Origin of the sequence: Blautia sp. MSK20_18, from assembly GCF_020553125.1 — a bacterium.
GTDB lineage: Bacteria > Bacillota > Clostridia > Lachnospirales > Lachnospiraceae > Blautia_A > Blautia_A fusiformis.
On record NZ_JAJCGR010000016.1, the window covers coordinates 18,301 to 37,127 of the forward strand.

The window sequence follows — 18,827 nt, forward strand, 5'->3', positions numbered from 1 at the left end:
GGAATGGAAAAGAAACTGACCTATGGTGTATGGGCGGTACGAAGCAGCACTTCTATTTTCGGACCGGCACAAAGCTGGTGCAAGGAAAATGGAAAACCGTTGGAATTTGATAGCAAAGCCGATGCTGAAAACTATGCAAAGGAAGCCAACGAGCATACGACAGCAAATGTCCGATACTATGTGAAAGAAAAAGAACCGGAACCCGGTGCTGTTCGGAAAGGAACATCTCAATCGGAGCTGGATGCACGCAGCCATGAAGAAGTGACACCAAGAAATGATGCAGCGGAAAAACAAAATGAGATTCCGGGCAGACAGATTCCTTCTCAAACAGATCCGTTGGTAGAAATCCGCTCTGCGGTTCATAGTAATTACGTGGGTATGGTCGCTATGCTGGGTGCGGACAACCGTGTGTATTTGGGGCGTGAGGAACGCTGCCATTACCAGGATATGCAGCCATCTTACTATGACAATCAGGACGGTTCCCTGTGTTTTGTCTGTGATCAGCCCGACATGTATTATTTTCTTTATGGAGAAGGCTGGGCGCATACCCAGACGGAAATGCTGGAACGAGGGCTTACCCTGCGCCAGTATGAAGGATTTGCGAGACTGCAAAATGGCGTCCTTGCACAGTTTACCACCCAAAGAGAAATCCTGTTTGCCGGACAGCCGTTTCAGGCGCCGGAAAGTTATCTTCGCAATGCGGAACTTTATGAGGAAGGACAAACCGGTAACTACAATATGCTGGATGGCAGGCTGAACAACGAACCTCCTGTGCGCCCGGATCTGACAGATGGACAGACGGATGAAGAAATCCGGGAGCTGGTGCCGGAAACAAAGCTGTCTTTGATGGACCGTCTGAAAGCAGACAAACCGGAACATGAAGCAAGGCAGATGATCCCTCTTGTGCCGGAAAGGGAACGCTGATGGCCGGGGTAAGATTTGAGGATGTAGATCTTCTGGGTGCTCTTTCCCGTATCGTAGATCTTCATACCCAACATTATAAAGAGGACTTTGACCTGGATAAAGAACTGATCTCAAAACTGGCTGTGTCAGACCGTTCAGAGGATAAACAGCTTCTTTGGATGTCACGCCCCTGCGGAACCTATACCCTGCGTGAATGGGAAGTTTATCTGGAAGGCAGCCATGAAAACAAAGTGTGGCGGTTTTACCAGGAACAGACAAATGATCCTGTTTTGGCTTATGCCATTTCTTTGAAAGAAGTCAGGGACGGAAAAATATTTGGCGATCTCTATCCGCTAAATTACAGAGAACATGTGGAACGGATGAAAAAGCTGACCTGTCCAATCGGAAATGTAGCCGTTGCATTTGAGGATGGAAATGTTATCACGATTCCCTATCAGGAACGGAGACAATTTATGAACCGGCTTATGCCAGAGCATGGAGCCCCTAAAGCAATGGCTTATCTGCCAGAAAATGAGCCGGAGCTGATGATGATTCTAAAACGAGAACGCCTCAAACGCAGCCATCATGCGACAGCCGGAAATCTGGAGGAATATCTTGATAAGCTGGAAAAGACCACCCTGCGGGAAAAACTCAAAAAAGCAAAGACGGCGGTTTCGACGCAAGAGGTCTCATCTCATAAAAGAGGGTTGGAACGATGAAGGGCGGGCATAACAAAAAATCCGTCCGCGTCGAATTTGTCATGTCCGAAGCGGAGGCCGAACTGGTAAAAGAACGCATGGCGGAACTTGGCATTACCAACCTGTCGGCATATCTGCGAAAGATGGCCGTAGACGGTTACATCATTCACCTTGATATGGGAGACATTCAAGAAATGATCCGGCTTCTCCGCATTTGTTCCAATAACTTAAACCAATATACCAGACGGGCCAATGAGACCGGCAGTATTTATGCCGCAGATATAGAGGACATCCGCACCCGTCTGGACAACCTTTGGGATGGCATGGATAAACTGATCCGGGGATTTGCAAACATTTCATAAACAGCCGGAAAGCCGTTGCTTTCTTTTTGCCGTCACGGTAAAATTTTTATAAGGGCAGATGCCCTTCTGAAAGGAGGCAAAGCGTATGCGTTTGATAGGTAAATTACTGGCACTTCCCTTTATGCTGGTTACGGGGATTCTTTATCTGGTATGTAAGTTTTTAGTGGTTCTTTCCGGTGCGGTACTTGGGATTCTTTCCGGGATCATCTTTCTGGCGGCATTGGTGCTGTTCTTTGTCGCAGGATTTTTGCCGGGTCTTGCATGGCTTATGATCGCCTTTCTTATCAGTCCATACGGTCTGCCTCTGGCGGCTGCATGGCTGGTAGGGATCATTGGCGGGGCAAACAGTGCCTTAAAGGATTTTATATTTGGTTAAGCAGATTTGGCGGGGCGCATAGGCAGCCCCGCTCTTTTTCTGCAATTATAACTTCTCTGATTGAAATTAAGTTAAGGAGGTGACGAAAATAGCGACCACAAGACTGATGCCTCTGCATGTAGGAAAAGGTCGGGACATCTCTACTGCGATTGCAGATATTATTGATTATGTGGAAAATCCTCAGAAAACCGATTTTGGAAAATTCATTTATGGCTATGAGTGTGATACCCGGCTTGCTGATGCAGAGTTCCTTCTGTCCAAACGACAGTATGCAAATCTGACCGGCAGAAATCAGGGTGCGGATGATGTGATCGCCTACCATCTCCGTCAGGCATTTAAGCCCGGCGAAGTTACGCCGGAAGAAGCCAATCAGATCGGCAGGGAGCTGGCACTGAAGCTCACAAAAGGAAACCATGCCTTTGTCGTCTGCACTCATGTAGATAAGCACCATGTCCATAATCACATCATTATCAACTCTACTACACTGGACTGTCAGAAAAAATTTCGCAACTTCTGGGGCTCTACCTGGGCAATCCGGCGAATGAATGACAAGCTGTGTTTGGAACATGGTCTTTCGATTATAGAAAATCCGAAACCCAGCCGGGAGCATTATGGCACATGGCTGGGAAATAAAAAGCAGCCTTCCTTTCAGGAGCAGATACGTATTGTTATTGATGCTGCATTAGAGGAAAAGCCAAAAGATTTTGAGGAACTTCTAAAGAAGCTGGAGGCTGCCGGGATTGAAGTTAACCGTGAAAGAAAACATCTTCGGTTCCGAGTTCCGGGACAGGAAAACTATACCCGATGTGACACACTCAAAGGCGATTATACAGAACAGGCCATCAAAGAACGGATTGCCGGTACACGGGCAGTAAAACCCTGCCATGCCTTTTCTAAAAAACCGGTTTCCAAAGTTGGATTGCTGGTTGATATTGAAGCTGCAATCCGTTCCGGCAAGGGTTCTGGTTATGAGCGTTGGGCAAAAGTGTTCAACCTAAAGCAGCTTTCCCAGGCAGTGCTCTACTTAAAAGAACATGGCGATATGGGTTATGAGGATCTTCTGGAAAAAGCCAACGCCGCTACCACTAATTTCAATACCTTATCCGTTCAGATCAAAGATCTGGAGTCAAAAATGAACGCCAATGCCGAGCTGCAAAAGCAGATCGTAAACTATGCGAAAACGAGGGCTGTCTATGTAGAATATCGCAAAGCCGGGTACAGCAAAAAATACCGAACAGCACATGAGTCTGAAATTCTGCTGCACCAGGCGGCAAAGAATCATCTTGACGAGTTGGGAATCCAAAAGCTCCCCTCTGTCAAATCTCTCCGGGAGGAATACACCGATCTTCTGGAACAAAAACGGAAAGCCTATTCTGCCTATAAGCAGACCAGAAATGATATGAAAGAACTTCATAATGTTCGGGCTAATGTGGAATATCTATTGGAGATTTCTTCCCCTCCACAACCGCAGCGCAGCACAGAAAAATCCCGTCAATAAGGTTTGTCAGCTTTTTGTTTTTAGCGTTCCAACGGAACGCGCAGCCATTGCCATCGGCAATGATCTCAGGGGTTTGGGGATATGTCACCAACAAGCATTTAGCAGGAATTCCGGGAACGGGATTTCTGCTAAATACGCAATCTTACGTAAGATTGCATTGCTTGCCAATAAGCAACGCACCGGATACAGAGGCTTAAACTTCTCTGTACCCGGTACTTTTACACTCTCCGTTAAAACTTAAATGCCATAATACATTTGAATTGTCTTTCCGATGTATTCAGCACAACCTGCGCCATACTGTTTATCAGCTGCCTCCGCTAATTTTTCATGTGCCAGATATTCTTTTGCCAAATCGAGAAGAATATTTCTTGCGTTATCCAGATGAAACAGCTTCTTGTAATTTTCAGCAAGCATGACAACCGCTTCTTTTGCTAACTGGTCATTGTTTTCCTTTTTGGCTGACATGAACTGTTTATAGATTTTATCATTTTCGTCCTGTTCGGGCTTGGACTCATCTGCTTTTCCAGTAGACTGCAAAATCGCTTCCATTGCTTTTTCTTTGCTTCCATACCATTTAACCAGATCTGCCATTGCCTGTTCATTTGCAAATCCGCTGGCTAAATATTCTCTATATTTTTCTTTACTTCCATATTTAGCTACTTGTTCATCAAGTGCCTCCTTAGACATAGTTTCTAAAGTGTGGTCTAACATTTTTTGAATATCGTCATTGTTAAATGCTTCAAAGCTCATGGTATTAACTCCTTTCATGACATCTGTTATCAACTCAATAATTCCGTTTAATCGGTTGCGTTTTCTTTCCAGAAAACTCTTTTGAGCTAATAAAACCTGTTCTTTATCATAATTCGGATTTTCCATAATTTTTTTAATATCCATCAACGGAATTTCCAATTCTCTAAAGAACATAATTTCTTGTAATTGTTCCAGTGCTTTATTATCATAAAGCCTATAACCAGATTCAGTTAGTTTTGTCGGTTTCAATAAGCCTATTTCATCGTAATATCTAAGTGTCCGTATGCTTATTCCGGTTATATCCGACACATCTTTTACTGTTTTCATGTATCCTCCTTTCGTTTTAAGCGTAAACCCTTACGCCACGAGAGAGTCAAGATTAAATTTTGTTTTTTTCAAAAATATAATAAATAACTTATTTTATTATAGCATTGCTCAAATTATTTATATATCAAAATATAGGGGAGAAATCATGAAAGAATGTAATGCTGTCCCCCCTATTTAGGGACTTCCTGCATTGGAACTGTTGCTATTATTCGGTTAACCGACTAAAATAGAAATATAAATTAGATTAGGAGAGAACAAAATGTTTGAATATATGACAGTACAAGAAGCTGCAAAGAAATGGAATTTATCTGAACGCAGAGTGCAAAAATTGTGTGCAGAAAATCGGATTGCTGGTGTAGTCCATCTCAGTCGTATATGGCTTATTCCCCAAAATGCACATAAACCTGTAGATGGTCGTAAAAAAGAAAATAAAATTTTTCCGTCATTGTAACATTTCGCGGACATTTGCCTGTTATACTATCTGCAAAAAGCAAAGGAAGTGAGGATATGAAGCAGATTTTAATTGTCGAGGACGACAGTTTTTTGAATAAGATGTTAGACTATAACCTGACCGCAGATGGCTACGGCGTGACTTCTGCCCTAAATGCCAGAACCGCAGCCGAAGCTATCCGCCAGCGGGAATTTGATTTAGTGCTGCTGGACATCAACCTGCCGGACGGGAACGGTTTTGAGCTGTGCAAGCTGATAAAGCCCCAGCACCCGGACACCATCGTGATTTTCCTAACCGCCAACGATCAGGAGAGCGACCAGATACGGGGCTATGAGGTGGGCGCGGTGGATTACATCACAAAGCCCTTTGTGATCGGGGCCTTACAGCGGAAAATCAAAGCCATGTTCGCCATGCTGGAACACCACAAACCGGCTAAGGATATTTACGACGACGGGCGGCTGTTTCTGGACTTCTCGGAGCAGATGGCTTCCTTAAACGGCAAGTCCCTGACCCTATCCCCGATGGAGTACAAAATGCTGAACCTGTTCCGTAAAAATCCCCGGCAAGTGCTGACCCGTGGGCAGCTTTTGGAAAAGCTGTGGGATATAGACGAGCGGTTTGTAGACGAACACACCCTGACAACCTCCATCAGCCGGATTCGCAGCAAGATTGAATCCGACGGCGACGCACCCTACATCAAGACCGTTTACGGCATGGGCTATCAATGGACGGGAGGCGAGGCAAAATGAAGTTTCAAAACCTATCGGTAAAGCGGCTGTTTGGCCGGGTGGCAATGGGGCTTGTCCTATCCATGTCCGGGATCACCATAGCCCTGTTTTTTGTGACAAAACAGACGGCGGTGCTGCTGACGGGCGGGGCGCTGCTGCTGTGCGCTCTTGTGGGGATTTTTGTACTGACGCAGGCGTTTGGAAAGCGGCTGTCGCAGTTTACCGCTGACCTGTGCCAGACCTTAGACCACATGATCGCCGGGAATGAAGCGCCCCAGCGCCCGGAGGACAGTGAAACCCAGCTTGCCAGAATCGGACACCGGCTGGCAAGGCTTTACCAGATCATGCAGGAGAACCGTCGCCGGGTGGACGAGGAACGGCAGGAGTTACAGACCCTTGTATCAGATATTTCCCATCAGGTGAAAACGCCGGTAGGCAATCTGAAAATGGCGACGGATACTCTGCTGGAAAAGCCCATGACCGAGGCGGAGCGCACCGACTTTATCCGGGGAATCCGCAGCCAGACGGATAAGCTGGACTTTCTCTTTCAGGCCCTTGTGAAAACCTCCCGGCTGGAAACGGGCGTGATCCAGTTGGATAAGAAGCCGGGCCGCCTCTTTGATACCGTGGCGCAGGCCATGAGTGGGATCGTGTATGCAGCGGAGAAAAAGGAAATCGCCGTGTCTGTGGATTGCCCGGAGGATTTGACCGTTTTCCATGACAGCAAGTGGACATCCGAAGCCCTCTTTAACCTGCTGGACAATGCGGTAAAGTACACCCCGGCAGGCGGGAAAATCGCTGTGTCGGTGGTGCTGTGGGAAATGTATGTGGAGATCAAAGTGACCGACACCGGCAAGGGCATTTCCGAAAGCAATCAGGCCGCCATCTTCCGGCGCTTCTATCGTGAGGAAGAAGTACACGAACAGCAGGGCGTGGGCATTGGCCTGTATCTGGCCCGCGAGATCGTAACGCGGCAGGGCGGCTATATCAAAGTGGTTTCGGAGCCGGGCAAGGGTTCGGAATTTTCCATTATGCTGCCGACAAAATAGAACGCGGCGGACGGCCATTTCCGGCTGCCCGCCGTAAATATTTTTGAAATGTCCGAGCGTTGTAACATTTCACCCCGATTTTCAATGAAATTTTTTGGCCGCTGTAACATTTCGCGGACATTGGGGTTTTACAATAGCCTTATCAACAAGAAAGGAGGCGCGTTCTATGAATGAGCAGAAACAGTATGTTTGTCCGTGGTGTGGTGGCAAAGATGTTGTTGAGGGGATTCAATCCACTTATGCAAAAGTTCAACCAAATAAAGCCTTGACACTTAAAGGCGAAAATTTGATTCATGTAATTTGCAAAAATTGTGGTACAGTAGTTCGCTCTTATGTAGAAAACCCTCAAGTCCTTGAATAAGGCTGAACACTTCCCAACAGGAGGACAGTTGCTTCTGTCCTCCCCAAAGTATTACGCTGATTCTGTTAATCGGCTTTCAGGTATATATAATTTCAATTTATAAATCAACAAAAGTGAGGAGGCGACGCAATGGAACTGACCCCGACCTTGATTTTGAATCTGGCGCTGCTGATCGTCCCGCCCGTTGCCCTTGTGCTGGTGTTCCGGCAATGGCTGGCCCGGCACATCCGCTGGACGGTTGCCTTGACTGCTCTCTGTGATGTTCTCCTATTTTGGGATGAACTGTTCTACTATGAGAGCTTCGGCCTGTTCGCTGTGCTGATTCTGGTACAGTTGGCGGCCACCGGCGCAGTAGCGTTCCGCATTTACAACAAACAAAGAAAGGATTGAATTTTATGAGCATTTTACAGACTATCGACCTGAAAAAGTATTACGGCACAGAGCCGAACATCACCCGCGCCCTTGACGGCGTGAACTTCTCTGTGGAGGACGGCGAGTTTGTGGCCGTTGTGGGAACCTCCGGCAGCGGCAAGTCTACCCTGCTTCACATGATGGGCGGGCTGGACACCCCTACTTCCGGCAATGTGATTGTCCGGGACAAAGAGCTGTCGAAAATGAACGACGAACAGCTCACCATCTTCCGCCGCCGCAACATCGGTTTTATCTTCCAGAACTACAACCTTGTTCCCATCCTGAATGTGTATGAGAACATCGTCCTGCCGGTGGAGCTGGACGGGGACACGGTGGATCAGAAGTTTTTGGACGAGATCGTTCACTTGTTGGGGCTGGAAGATAAACTAAAAAATATGCCGAACAATCTCTCCGGCGGACAGCAGCAGCGTGTGGCGATTGCCCGCGCCCTGATTACCAAACCGGCTATTGTACTGGCCGACGAGCCGACCGGCAACCTTGACAGCAAGACCAGCGCCGAGGTGCTGGGACTTATCAAGCGTACCAGTGCGGAGTTCCGGCAAACTGTCGTGATGATTACCCACAACAACGACATAGCCCGTCTTGCAGATCGGATTGTCCGCATTGAGGATGGAAAGATTGTGGAATAAGGAGGTGGAAAGCTATGACATGGCCTTTTGAAAATGATACCAGCGCCATTACAAAGAAGCTGGCAAAGAAAAGTTTGAAAAGCGAAAAGCGCCGGAATTTTATGATAATAATTGCTATTTCACTGGCAGCGTTTTTGATGTCAATGTGTGGAACATTATTTTTTGCTTTTCAGGAATCTCAAAATAATATGGCCACTTTTCAAGCCAGCTATGATAATCTGACAGAGGATAAAATTGAAAAACTTCGTCATCAACCAGAAATCGAAATGGTAGCGTCGCTTTACAATCTGGGAGAAATAAAAATGCCAGAGGGATATTCATTGTATTTGGCATATATGGATGATGCGGCATGCTATATTGCCCGAAATCAATTTACACTAAAAGATGGGACTATGCCATCTAAAGAAAATGAAATTGCAGTTGACCGTGAAATGGTGAACAAATATTTTTCTAATACTGCAATCGGAGATAAAATTTCTTTTCAAATAAACGGAAAATCACAAGATTTTGTGATTTCTGGGATTACGGAAAGCTCGACTGAATCACAGGGCAATTACTCGTGCTATATATCAAAATCGTTTGTAGAAAATAGCTCTAATTATAATCCTGCAAAATACCAAAGCTATGTTTGTTTTGCTGATGCAGATTCAACATCAAAAGAAATTCTAAAAGAAAGAATTGCTTCTATTGGAAAAGAAATTGGTGCTGATTATAGCTTAAGTTTTCTCTTTTTTAGAGAGAATATGGGATTGTCATTTGAAAATATACTAACTTTTGTAAGTTTGTCCGTGTTGGTATTATTTGCAGGTATAACGGTAATCCAAAGTATTTTCAGAATTTCTATCAATGAAAAAATAAGAAATTTCGGACAGTTACGCACTTTAGGTACAACTGCATTACAGATAAAGAAAATGATAAACTATGAAAGTAGATATTTATCATGGCTTGGAATTCCTCCGGGTATTGTTTTGGGTGCGATTGTCGGAACTGTTTTGGGAAGTAATGAATTTTCCAGCGGATTTTCTCCTATCAATATTCCTTTTGTAATGATAGGCGTTTCCATCATTTGCACTCTTATGGTGAAATTATCTGTTCGCAAGCCGCTTAAAATTGCAGCAACTACTTCCCCTATTGAGGCAGTACGATATATAGCTTATCGAAATGCTCCGATGCAATCTCGAAAACATAATAAGAAAATTTCACCTTACTCTTTAGCTCTATTAAATCTTGGACGCGATAAGAAAAAGACAGCTAGTACATTGCTTTCATTGATATTTGGAGGATTACTCTTATTTATATCTGCATCCGCAGCAGTTAGTAATACGCCAGAGCAATTTGTCCGTGAAAAGTTTTTTGTAAACGGCGGAAGCTTCCGTATATATCTTTCTGAAGAATCAGTTGGAAAAAACGAAGCAAATAATTCGCTAAACGAATCTTTGAGAGAAGAACTTTTGAATACTAAAGGAATCCAAAAGATTATACCACTTAGAGATTCAGTAGGAATGTGTCATTATTCTATCAATGGAAATGTTACTGAGGGAATGTGTGATATAATTTCGGATCAAAGTACAGAAGGTAATTTTAGCTTTGTTGAACAACATTTGATAGATGGACAAATGCCTAAAAATCAGTTTGAAGTTTTATTGACAGATGGATATATGGAACTGGGGGTTACAAAAGGGACGCCTATAAAGATTACAAATAGTGGAGAGGAAATAGAATGTATTGTTTCCGGTTTCTTTGATAAGAGCTTTGTCGGAACCGAAAACGGTACAGATGCTATTGATCCAGCGAATCTTATAATTACACAAGAACTTGCACAACAACTATTCCCAAACACAGAAAATTTTGCTTACTCATGGGAGATCATAACTGATAAAACTTATAATGATGAAATAGAATCAGCCATTCAGCAGAAAATTACCTCTAAAGAAAAGGGGCTTTCTATTTGCAGCTATAATGATGTTGTAGAGTACATGGAATCTTCTATGAACTTATTGTTTGGAAGTTTGCAAATGCTGTCATTACTAATTTTGCTGTTTGGAATAATCAATCTAATCAATATGACACTCTCTAACCATCAAGCGCGTAAACAGGAAATCAGTACATTACGCTCTGTTGGATTAAGCCTAAAACAATTATATCGTTCTCTCATAACAGAGGGATTGCTATATGTACTTGTTTCATTTGGAATCGTTCTTTTAGTTGGTATTCCCATAGCTATTCCTGTGAGCAAAGCTGTTGGTATTCTATTCGGTATGCCAAATCTCTCATATCAATTTCCAACAATGCAGATAGGTGGATATCTACTAATATTGATTCTTTTACAGTTGATTCTTTCTGTATGGGAAATACGGGATTTGAAAAAGCGTTCATTAACAGAACAAATGCGGGCAATGGAATAACCGTATGGAATTGGCGGGGCGGCGTGTGCTGCCCCGCCTTTTTCGCCATTTCTCAAAAAATTTTTGAAATGTCCGAGCGTTGTAACAATTCAGCCTGTTTTTCTGTCGAAATCAAAGGCACCTCGGACATTTGTGTAACATTTGTAGTTTATGCTTGTGGTAAATCAATATTGGGGGTGAGGACATATGAAAAAGATACTGCTGATCGACGACAGCGACACCTATACATGGTGTCTGCAAAAATACTTACAGCACCGGGGCTACCCGGTGAAAACGGCTTGTACGCTGAAAGAAGCGCGGACCGCCATCCAAGAGGAAATGCCGCTAGTGGTCTGCTGTGATCTCGACCTGTCGGATGGTTCCGGCATGGACTTTCTGGACGAGGTGCGGGCCACAGATAAGGAGCTGCCTTTTATTCTGGCGTCCTGCCATGACAAGGACGACTACGAACAGGAGGCCAAGCGCTGGGGCGCGACGCTGTGCATGGACAAAATGAAAGGGCTGCTGCTGCAAGATAAGCTGGTGGAATACGCCTACCGGCAGTTATCCGGCGAAAAGGCACCGACTTTTCACAAGTTGCTCTTTGTTCATGCGGAAGATACCAACGCCGGAGTGCTGCGGGCGGCTATGCTGCAAAAGGGCTTTGACCTGATTCTGGTTTCCTCGATTGGGGAGGCCAAGCGCCGGATTTTTGAGGATAAGGAAATTGAACTGATCGTGTGCGATCTGGAACTGCCGGACGGCACAGCAATGGAGCTGTTTCATACGCTGCGGCGAGTGGCGGGGATGTTCCAAATGAAGAGTCCCCCTGTCCGGCTTCTGCCGTTCTTTATCCTCACCGAGAACAACGACCTTGCCACGGAATATGAATACCGGCATGAGGGCGTGAACGACTATATCACCGCCCGGTCAATATCCCAGAGCTGATCCGGCGGGTTCTGTTCTTTGTGGAGTAATTGAAAAATTTTACGGAGGTGATGATGTGATGGGACATTAGCTGTTTTTGATATAGAAGAATCCGGCAAACAGATTGGCGAAAAGTTATTTCTGCTTCTTAACGAGGAACAAAAGAATGCTCTAATGCAATATATTTTGGAACATGGAGTCTGTCATGGAACAGTATTCAATTCCTGTCACACTTCTTCCGCAGCAGAGAAAAATCCTCTGACAGAAATACAGGAAGGCGAGCTTTATCTATGCCTGGAACACCGTACTGTCAGGGTTAGAGAACGGATGATCAACCTGACAAGTAAGGAGTTTGATATACTGGCATTACTCATTGCCAATCCCAAACGTGTTTTTACTTACGAACTGATTACCGATTTGGTTTGGAAAGAGGATTGTGATTTCTATTCGAGAAAAGCCATTCATAATCATATAAGTAAGTTGCGTAAGAAATTGCGCTTTGAACCGGATCTTCCAAACTATATTGAGAGTGTCGCCGGAATCGGCTATAAATTTGAACATCTATAACATGAGCCCACAAGGTGTCATTTTCTCCTTGTGGGCTTGCTTTTTGCAACATATATTCTAAGAGCAGAATATGTAGAAAATTGCGAATATAAAGAGTAAAAAGCGAATGTCTGCGGACTGATACAGGAAACATAACCGATATAATTTTCTCCCAAGGAGGTATCAAGCAGCCGATTCAGATTCCTCCTTGATGGGAGGAAATGCCTATGCGTCTATGCAACACAGATCTGCAGATAAACTGCTTTACATTCCGTCACCTATACGTCGTAGTCCAGTTCGTATGGATTGCGGCGTTTTTGGTTTCGACAAAGTTTGAGCATTTTCGCTGTCAACCTCCCGGAAAAATTTCATACTGTTGCTTTGGCGCGCCTGTTCTTTGTACGGGCGCGCTTTTTTGTACCCTTTTTTTAATCAGAAAGAGACTTAGACCTTATCGCTGCCGCAGCCCACCCTCTGATTTCGATTTTTGCCATCAACTCAAACATCGAAATTGGAGGAAATTACTATGAAGAAAATCAATCTTCGGGATTATTACCCGTATTATTCACAGGACATGATCGTTGAGGTGCCGGATGAAGTTGCTTTGTTGCTTCGGGAATATATGTTGCTGGAGGAAGCCTATCGGATTCGTACATACCGTTATAAAGCATTTTACTCTTTGGATCGAGACGAAGGTATTGAGCGTGAGATATTGCAAAAACCTCTTAACCCGGCAGAAATTTGGGAACAGCGTCAAATGACGGAGTTGATTTATAAAGGTCTTTCCAAACTTCCGGTAAAGCAGCGCCAACGGATCTATGCACACTTTTTCCTTGGCATGAGCAAAGCAGATATTGCCAAAGCGGAAGGAACACACAAAAGCCGGATCACCCGTTCTATCGAAGCCGGATTGCGTAGTCTGGAAAAATATTTCAAAGAAATTTTATAACAGACGGCAACTTTGCCCCTAAAAATGTACTGAATAGTAGAGGGACATATTCGGCGGGACAAGCTGGACGGGTGTGGTAAGGAAGCATATACATCCTCCCACCCCAACTGCAATATCAATTTGTCTGCCATGCCCCTTGCTTGTTCCTTGACAACCGAATATACGCTGTTACAGGTACTTCATTCTGTGTTCCGAGCGGCAGATGGGGCGGCGCGGTGACAGGCGGCCTAAGGAGGTGATGAATCTAGGCTGTCCGAGCGATAAACGCAACCTACGAAACCGGCTGTGGCAGGCCGGACGCGATAACGACGCAGATCATAATGGTACTTCTTCACAGCTTCCTAAAGACTTGGGGAGAGTTCCTGCGGCGTTTGCTTGCTCTGGCAAAGCGGCGGCGTATGTGGGACTATGATGCGGTGACGCTATCCGCAGCTTGTAACAGCCCCGTCCTTATAACAGAAGGACTTGCCGGGGTGCGTGGCAAATACGGCAGTAAAATCGAAATCAGATATAATGGGCCGGATTTATGTGTGCAATAACCATAGATCCGACCTATTCATGTGGTTTTGATGATAAGATATAAAAATGTGGGAAGAAAGTGATCTATACTACAGGTGGAAAACATAGCGGCGGAAACTGCTGAAAGTATTGTTGCTGTGTGTTATAATCAATCAAGATGCAAATGCTTAAAGGATATAAGGAGTGAGATACAGCATGAAAATACTTTATGTTACAGACCTGCATGGAGATAAAAATAAATACAGAAAATCATTAGAAATAGCTATGAAACAAGAGATCAGAGTTATTGTGAATGGTGGAGATATGCTTCCAAAATTGGGAGAAAGACATACAGAACAACCGTTATTTATCAAAGGATTTCTAAGTAATTACTTTTCCATATTGCAAGAACATAACATTACATACCTTAATATGCTGGGGAATGACGATTTGCTATCTGTGGATAATCTTTTTGAACAGACTTGTGGGGGATTCGCAAATGTTCATAATATAGCAGGTAAAAAAATCCGCATTGACGAATATGAATTTATTGGAATGAATCAGATTTTGGATCATCCCTTTGGATGTAAGGATCGAGTTGTTACAGAGACAGATTATATTCCCCAAAGACAACTTAGCCTTTTTGCCGGTATATCGAATGAATATGGTTATGACAGAATTTTTGACTGGTTGGAGTATTCCAAAACAGAACTTCCATTGATGTGTGGAATTTTGAAAGAACTGCCTGAACCGGAGAGTCCGAAGAAAACGGTATATGTTATGCACATGCCTCCTGCCGGATTGCGTTTGGGACAGCTTCTATATCAGGATTTGGATATAGGATCAGTAGATATTTATGAGTTCCTTAAAGCCAAACAGCCGTTACTTTCTCTGCACGGGCATATTCACGAAAGTCCTGATACAGAAAAAGGATCATGGATGAATCAGATAGGTACTACAACCTGTATTCAGCCAGGGCAGACAGAGTTTGGCGATAGTAGTATGGTTTATGCAGAGATAGATTTAAAAAGCGGAGTATATGCACGAAGAATTGTAAATATATAGGAGCAAAAAAACACCAGTGATGGTGTTTTTTTGTTGCCTGGAAATGAGGTGAGCACATGGAAAATCCTAAACAGGAGAATGCAGTCCAAATTGGGAATACAACGTTTTATGTAACTTCCGTTTTTTCCGGTACGGTTCAGTTGGAGTATTTAATTAAACGACTGATCCAGAAAGAAATTGAGCAGGAAAACAATACCCGTTGATTGAAAAAAACAGTAGAGCAAATTGCTGAAAAGAGTGCTTAAACGTGTTATAATTATAAAGTACAAAGCAGTTTGTTTGCTGTTGGAAAGGAGCAGAAATGTTAAAACAGCAGACAAAACTAAGAGTTAGATTATATGCACGTTTATCGAAAGACGATGGGGATGCGGATAAGGAAAGCAACAGCATTACCAATCAGTTGCAGATGTTAAGGTACAATGCTAAGGAAAAAGGATTTGAAGTGATAGGCGAATATGTGGACGATGGTTATTCTGGAACCACCTTCAACCGGCCGGATCTGAACCGTATGATTAAAGATGCTATGGACGATCCGGAACCGAGCGGTATCATGGTAAAGGATATGTCACGTTTTGGACGTAACAATGCCATGTTCATGTATTATGTGGAAGAAATCTTTCCTAATAATGATATTTTGTTTATTGCTTTGAATGATGATGTCGATACAAGATTTGATGAAAACGAGATGATGCCGTTTAAATCTATTATGAATGAGTACTATGCTCGTGATACATCAAAGAAAATCCGAAGCGTAAAAAAGACAACAGCATTGAGTGGTGGGTTCTGCGGTTCATTTGCACCTTATGGTTATGTGGTGGACCCAGAGAACAAAAGAAAGCTATTGGTTGATCCTGATACAGCACCTATTGTCAAACGAATTTTTGAATTATCGAAACAGGGCAACAGCGTTCATCAGATTGCGAGAACCTTGTGCGAGGATGGTGTTCTGATTCCGAGAGCATACAGGGCAATGAAGAACGGCACTCTGGAAACAAGTACAGGATTTAAGTTTCCAACGGATTGGGTAGCAAAGAATGTGAAGATGATTTTGGAGAATCAAGTGTACCTGGGACATATGGTTTCTCATAAGACACAGACTAAATCATTTAAGAATAAGAAGCCGGTTGCAGTTCCGAAAGAAGAATGGATTATAGTACGGAACACCCACGAAGCGATCATTGATGAAGAAACCTTTGAACTGGTGCAGAAATTCATCAGTGTAAAAAAACAGCCGAATAAAACAGGACGTCCTAATATATTTGTGGGTCTTGTGAAATGCCCAGATTGTGGTCGCAACATGGCGTTTTCTAATCCAAATGGAAGGGAGCCTCGCTTTCGCTGCAGAACTTATGTAAGGAATAGCAATCTTTGTACAACCCATGCCATTTCTTATGAGGCGTTGCAACAGATTGTTATGAGTGATATTCAAAAGCATATTAAGAATATGGAAGCCTTAGGAGATCAGTTTATACAGGAAATGCACGAATTGAGCGAAAAAGGCGGCAGTAAGAAAATCAAACAGTTCGAGAAAGACTTGGAAGTAGCAGAAAAACGGATTGCAGAAATTGATAGTGTGATTATGAAGCTCTTTGAGCAGAATGCACTCGGTAAGATTTCTGATGAACGCTTTGAAAAGATGTCCTCAGCTTATGAAAGTGAGCAGAAAGAACTTGCTCAAAAAAGAGACGAATTAAGAACTAAAATCAGAGCGGAAGAAAAGAAAACACAGAGTACCAATCAATTTTTGGAAACAATTCGTAAGTATGAAACAGTAACAGAACTGAACCGTTCTATGCTGGTGGAGCTGATTGATAGTATTTATGTATATCAGGCAGAGGGAACCGGCAAAGATCGTAAGCAAAGAGTGGAAATTAACTATCGTTTTCTTGCGGGGTCTCAATGTGGTATCGCCTGACGGCAATGGAAGAATGAGCCGTTTACTTACACTATTACTTTTGTACAGATCCGGCTATATTGTGGGAAAATATATCAGTATCGAGAGAATGATAGAAAATTCAAAGGAATTATACTATGAATGTTTAAGGGAAAGTTCTGAGAACTGGTATGAGAATAAGAATGATTATATACCATTTGTAAAATATATGCTTGGCGTTATCGTAGGAGCATACAGAGAATTTTCTTCAAGGATAAAATTGCTGATAACGCAGAATATATCAAAACCGGAGCGAATAGAAGAGATTATAAAAAATAATCCGGGTATAATTACAAAAAAAGAAATCGCAGAAAAATGTCCGGATATCAGTGTGGTAACGATACAGAGAACACTGGCAGAATTACTGACAGCAGAAAAAATTTTAAAAATCGGCGGTGGCAGGTATACGAAATATACCTGGAATAATGAACGATAGATGGGAGATAAAAAATGATCACTGGTGAATTAAAAAACAAAATAGATGGTTTATGGGATATATTTGCGGCAGGAGGACTTGTCAATCCACTGGAAGTAATCGAACAGATTACATACCTGATGTTTATTCATGATCTGGATGATTCCGATAATATGCGTGCAAGAGAAAGTGCAATGCTTGGCTTGCCATTTCAGAGTATTTTTTCCGGAGAAGTAAAAATAGGTGAGAGAACAATTGACGGAAGTCAGCTGAAATGGTCCGTATTCCATGATTTTCCGGCAGACAGAATGTATATGATCATGCAGGAATGGGTATTTCCGTTTATAAAAAATCTTCATAATGATAAAAACAGTGCATATTCCAAATATATGGACGATGCGATATTTAAGCTTCCGACACCACTCCTTTTATCCAAAGTGGTGGATTCTCTGGATGAAATTTACAAACTTATGAATGAAATCCAGACAGCAGATGTCAGAGGAGATGTATATGAATATCTTCTTTCAAAAATAGCTCAGTCCGGACGGAATGGACAGTTCCGTACACCAAGACATATTATCCGGATGATGGTTGAGATGATGGATCCGTCCAGTGATGAGATTATCTGTGATCCGGCATGTGGAACCTCCGGATTTCTGGTTGCAGCAGGAGAATATCTGAAAGAAAAAAGAAAAGAAGAAATTTTTTATGATAAGCAGAAAAAAGATCATTACATGAATCATATGTTCCATGGATATGATATGGACCGCACCATGCTTCGTATTGGAGCCATGAATATGATGACTCACGGAATAGAAAATCCTTATATTGAGTATCGGGACAGCTTATCTGATCAGAATGCAGATAAAGATCAGTATTCCCTTGTGCTGGCAAACCCACCTTTTAAAGGAAGCCTGGATGCAGAGTCCGTTTCCGGAGATCTTCTTAAAGTTTGCAAGACAAAGAAAACAGAACTTTTATTTCTGGCTTTGTTTTTGAGGATTATGAAAATTGGAGGCAGATGTGCCTGTATTGTACCAGATGGTGTACTTTTCGGATCATCACGGGCACATAAATCCATCCGTAAGGAAATTGTTGAAAATCAGAGACTGGAAGCTGTAATATCTATGCCTTCCGGTGTATTTAAACCCTATGCAGGAGTATCCACAGCAATCCTTATTTTTACAAAAACAGAACATGGCGGAACTGATCAGGTGTGGTTTTATGACATGAAAGCAGATGGCTTCAGTCTGGACGATAAACGTACTCCGGTTACAGAAAATGACATTCCGGATATTATAGAGCGTTTCAAAAACCTTGATAAAGAAGCGGACCGGAAGCGAACAGACCAGTCATTTATGGTACCGAAAAAAGATATTGTGGAAAATGATTATGACCTCAGTATCAATAAATACAAAGAAATTGAATACACCCCGGTGGAATATCCGCCAACATCAGAAATCATGGCCAATATCCGGGAGCTGGAGCTGGAGATTGGAAAAGAAATGGATGAGTTGGAGAGGTTGTTGGGATTATAGAAGAAAGG

20 protein-coding genes and 1 pseudogene are annotated in these 18,827 nt (G+C 43.1%); 20 read left to right on the forward strand and 1 reads right to left on the reverse strand.

Annotated features, from left to right (window positions below):
* Positions 1–3 precede the first annotated feature (3 nt).
* The 5 genes from LI091_RS10195 to LI091_RS10215 all read left to right on the forward strand — a co-directional run bounded on the left by LI091_RS10195 (position 4) and on the right by LI091_RS10215 (position 3,837).
* A complete protein-coding gene (locus LI091_RS10195) occupies positions 4–924 on the forward strand; it encodes a DUF4316 domain-containing protein (RefSeq protein WP_265191142.1) in 921 nt (306 codons plus the stop codon).
* Positions 924–1,622: a hypothetical protein gene (locus tag LI091_RS10200; RefSeq protein WP_265191143.1), complete on the forward strand. Its 699-nt coding sequence runs from the start codon at positions 924–926 to the stop codon at positions 1,620–1,622. Before LI091_RS10195 ends, LI091_RS10200 begins: the two co-directional genes overlap by 1 nt.
* Entirely contained in the window at positions 1,619–1,963 is a 345-nt protein-coding gene (locus LI091_RS10205; protein WP_154255845.1) for a plasmid mobilization protein, read from the forward strand. Before LI091_RS10200 ends, LI091_RS10205 begins: the two co-directional genes overlap by 4 nt.
* An 85-nt stretch (positions 1,964–2,048) precedes the next feature.
* A complete protein-coding gene (locus tag LI091_RS10210; RefSeq protein WP_005361132.1) occupies positions 2,049–2,339 on the forward strand; it encodes a CD1845 family protein in 291 nt (96 codons plus the stop codon).
* An 88-nt stretch (positions 2,340–2,427) separates the two neighbouring features.
* Positions 2,428–3,837, forward strand: coding sequence for a relaxase/mobilization nuclease domain-containing protein (locus tag LI091_RS10215; RefSeq protein WP_265191155.1), 1,410 nt, complete (start codon positions 2,428–2,430; stop codon positions 3,835–3,837).
* 237 nt (positions 3,838–4,074) lie between these two features.
* Here LI091_RS10215 and LI091_RS10220 read toward each other — a convergent pair whose 3' ends face one another.
* On the reverse strand, positions 4,075–4,914 hold the full coding sequence (locus LI091_RS10220) for a MerR family transcriptional regulator (RefSeq protein WP_118511075.1): 840 nt from the start codon (positions 4,912–4,914) through the stop codon (positions 4,075–4,077).
* A gap of 259 nt (positions 4,915–5,173) precedes the next feature.
* Here LI091_RS10220 and LI091_RS10225 point away from each other — a divergent pair, with 259 nt between their 5' ends.
* The 15 genes and pseudogenes from LI091_RS10225 to LI091_RS10295 all read left to right on the forward strand — a co-directional run bounded on the left by LI091_RS10225 (position 5,174) and on the right by LI091_RS10295 (position 18,819).
* Positions 5,174–5,365: a helix-turn-helix domain-containing protein gene (locus LI091_RS10225; RefSeq protein WP_046442308.1), complete on the forward strand. Its 192-nt coding sequence runs from the start codon at positions 5,174–5,176 to the stop codon at positions 5,363–5,365.
* Positions 5,366–5,421: 56 nt separating this feature from the next.
* Complete coding sequence (locus tag LI091_RS10230; protein ID WP_265191144.1) at positions 5,422–6,114, forward strand: response regulator transcription factor; 693 nt, start codon at positions 5,422–5,424, stop codon at positions 6,112–6,114.
* Positions 6,111–7,142: a sensor histidine kinase gene (locus LI091_RS10235; RefSeq protein WP_154255849.1), complete on the forward strand. Its 1,032-nt coding sequence runs from the start codon at positions 6,111–6,113 to the stop codon at positions 7,140–7,142. Before LI091_RS10230 ends, LI091_RS10235 begins: the two co-directional genes overlap by 4 nt.
* Before the next feature lie 166 nt (positions 7,143–7,308).
* On the forward strand, positions 7,309–7,503 hold the full coding sequence (locus LI091_RS10240; protein ID WP_154255850.1) for a Lar family restriction alleviation protein: 195 nt from the start codon (positions 7,309–7,311) through the stop codon (positions 7,501–7,503).
* Between the two features lie 129 nt (positions 7,504–7,632).
* Positions 7,633–7,893 carry a hypothetical protein gene (locus LI091_RS10245; protein WP_227202135.1) on the forward strand — a complete coding sequence of 87 codons (261 nt, stop codon included), beginning with the start codon at positions 7,633–7,635 and terminating at the stop codon, positions 7,891–7,893.
* 5 nt (positions 7,894–7,898) lie between these two features.
* Entirely contained in the window at positions 7,899–8,564 is a 666-nt protein-coding gene (locus LI091_RS10250; RefSeq protein WP_002586598.1) for an ABC transporter ATP-binding protein, read from the forward strand.
* A gap of 14 nt (positions 8,565–8,578) precedes the next feature.
* On the forward strand, positions 8,579–10,969 hold the full coding sequence (locus LI091_RS10255; RefSeq protein ID WP_154255852.1) for an ABC transporter permease: 2,391 nt from the start codon (positions 8,579–8,581) through the stop codon (positions 10,967–10,969).
* Between the two features lie 186 nt (positions 10,970–11,155).
* Positions 11,156–11,925: pseudogene (locus tag LI091_RS10260) on the forward strand (response regulator).
* 124 nt (positions 11,926–12,049) lie between these two features.
* Positions 12,050–12,442, forward strand: coding sequence for a winged helix-turn-helix domain-containing protein (locus LI091_RS10265; protein WP_154255853.1), 393 nt, complete (start codon positions 12,050–12,052; stop codon positions 12,440–12,442).
* Between the two features lie 505 nt (positions 12,443–12,947).
* The gene (locus LI091_RS10270; protein ID WP_265191145.1) at positions 12,948–13,370 is read left to right on the forward strand and encodes a sigma-70 family RNA polymerase sigma factor; all 423 of its coding nucleotides are present in this window, start codon (positions 12,948–12,950) and stop codon (positions 13,368–13,370) included.
* A 714-nt stretch (positions 13,371–14,084) separates the two neighbouring features.
* The gene (locus LI091_RS10275; protein WP_071144293.1) at positions 14,085–14,933 is read left to right on the forward strand and encodes a metallophosphoesterase family protein; all 849 of its coding nucleotides are present in this window, start codon (positions 14,085–14,087) and stop codon (positions 14,931–14,933) included.
* A gap of 56 nt (positions 14,934–14,989) precedes the next feature.
* Entirely contained in the window at positions 14,990–15,136 is a 147-nt protein-coding gene (locus tag LI091_RS10280) for a hypothetical protein (RefSeq protein WP_015542922.1), read from the forward strand.
* A gap of 98 nt (positions 15,137–15,234) precedes the next feature.
* A complete protein-coding gene (locus tag LI091_RS10285; protein WP_106789479.1) occupies positions 15,235–16,848 on the forward strand; it encodes a recombinase family protein in 1,614 nt (537 codons plus the stop codon).
* A 13-nt stretch (positions 16,849–16,861) separates the two neighbouring features.
* Positions 16,862–17,302 carry a hypothetical protein gene (locus LI091_RS10290; protein WP_265191146.1) on the forward strand — a complete coding sequence of 147 codons (441 nt, stop codon included), beginning with the start codon at positions 16,862–16,864 and terminating at the stop codon, positions 17,300–17,302.
* Between the two features lie 14 nt (positions 17,303–17,316).
* Complete coding sequence (locus LI091_RS10295) at positions 17,317–18,819, forward strand: class I SAM-dependent DNA methyltransferase (protein WP_161208508.1); 1,503 nt, start codon at positions 17,317–17,319, stop codon at positions 18,817–18,819.
* Positions 18,820–18,827: the final 8 nt, after the last annotated feature.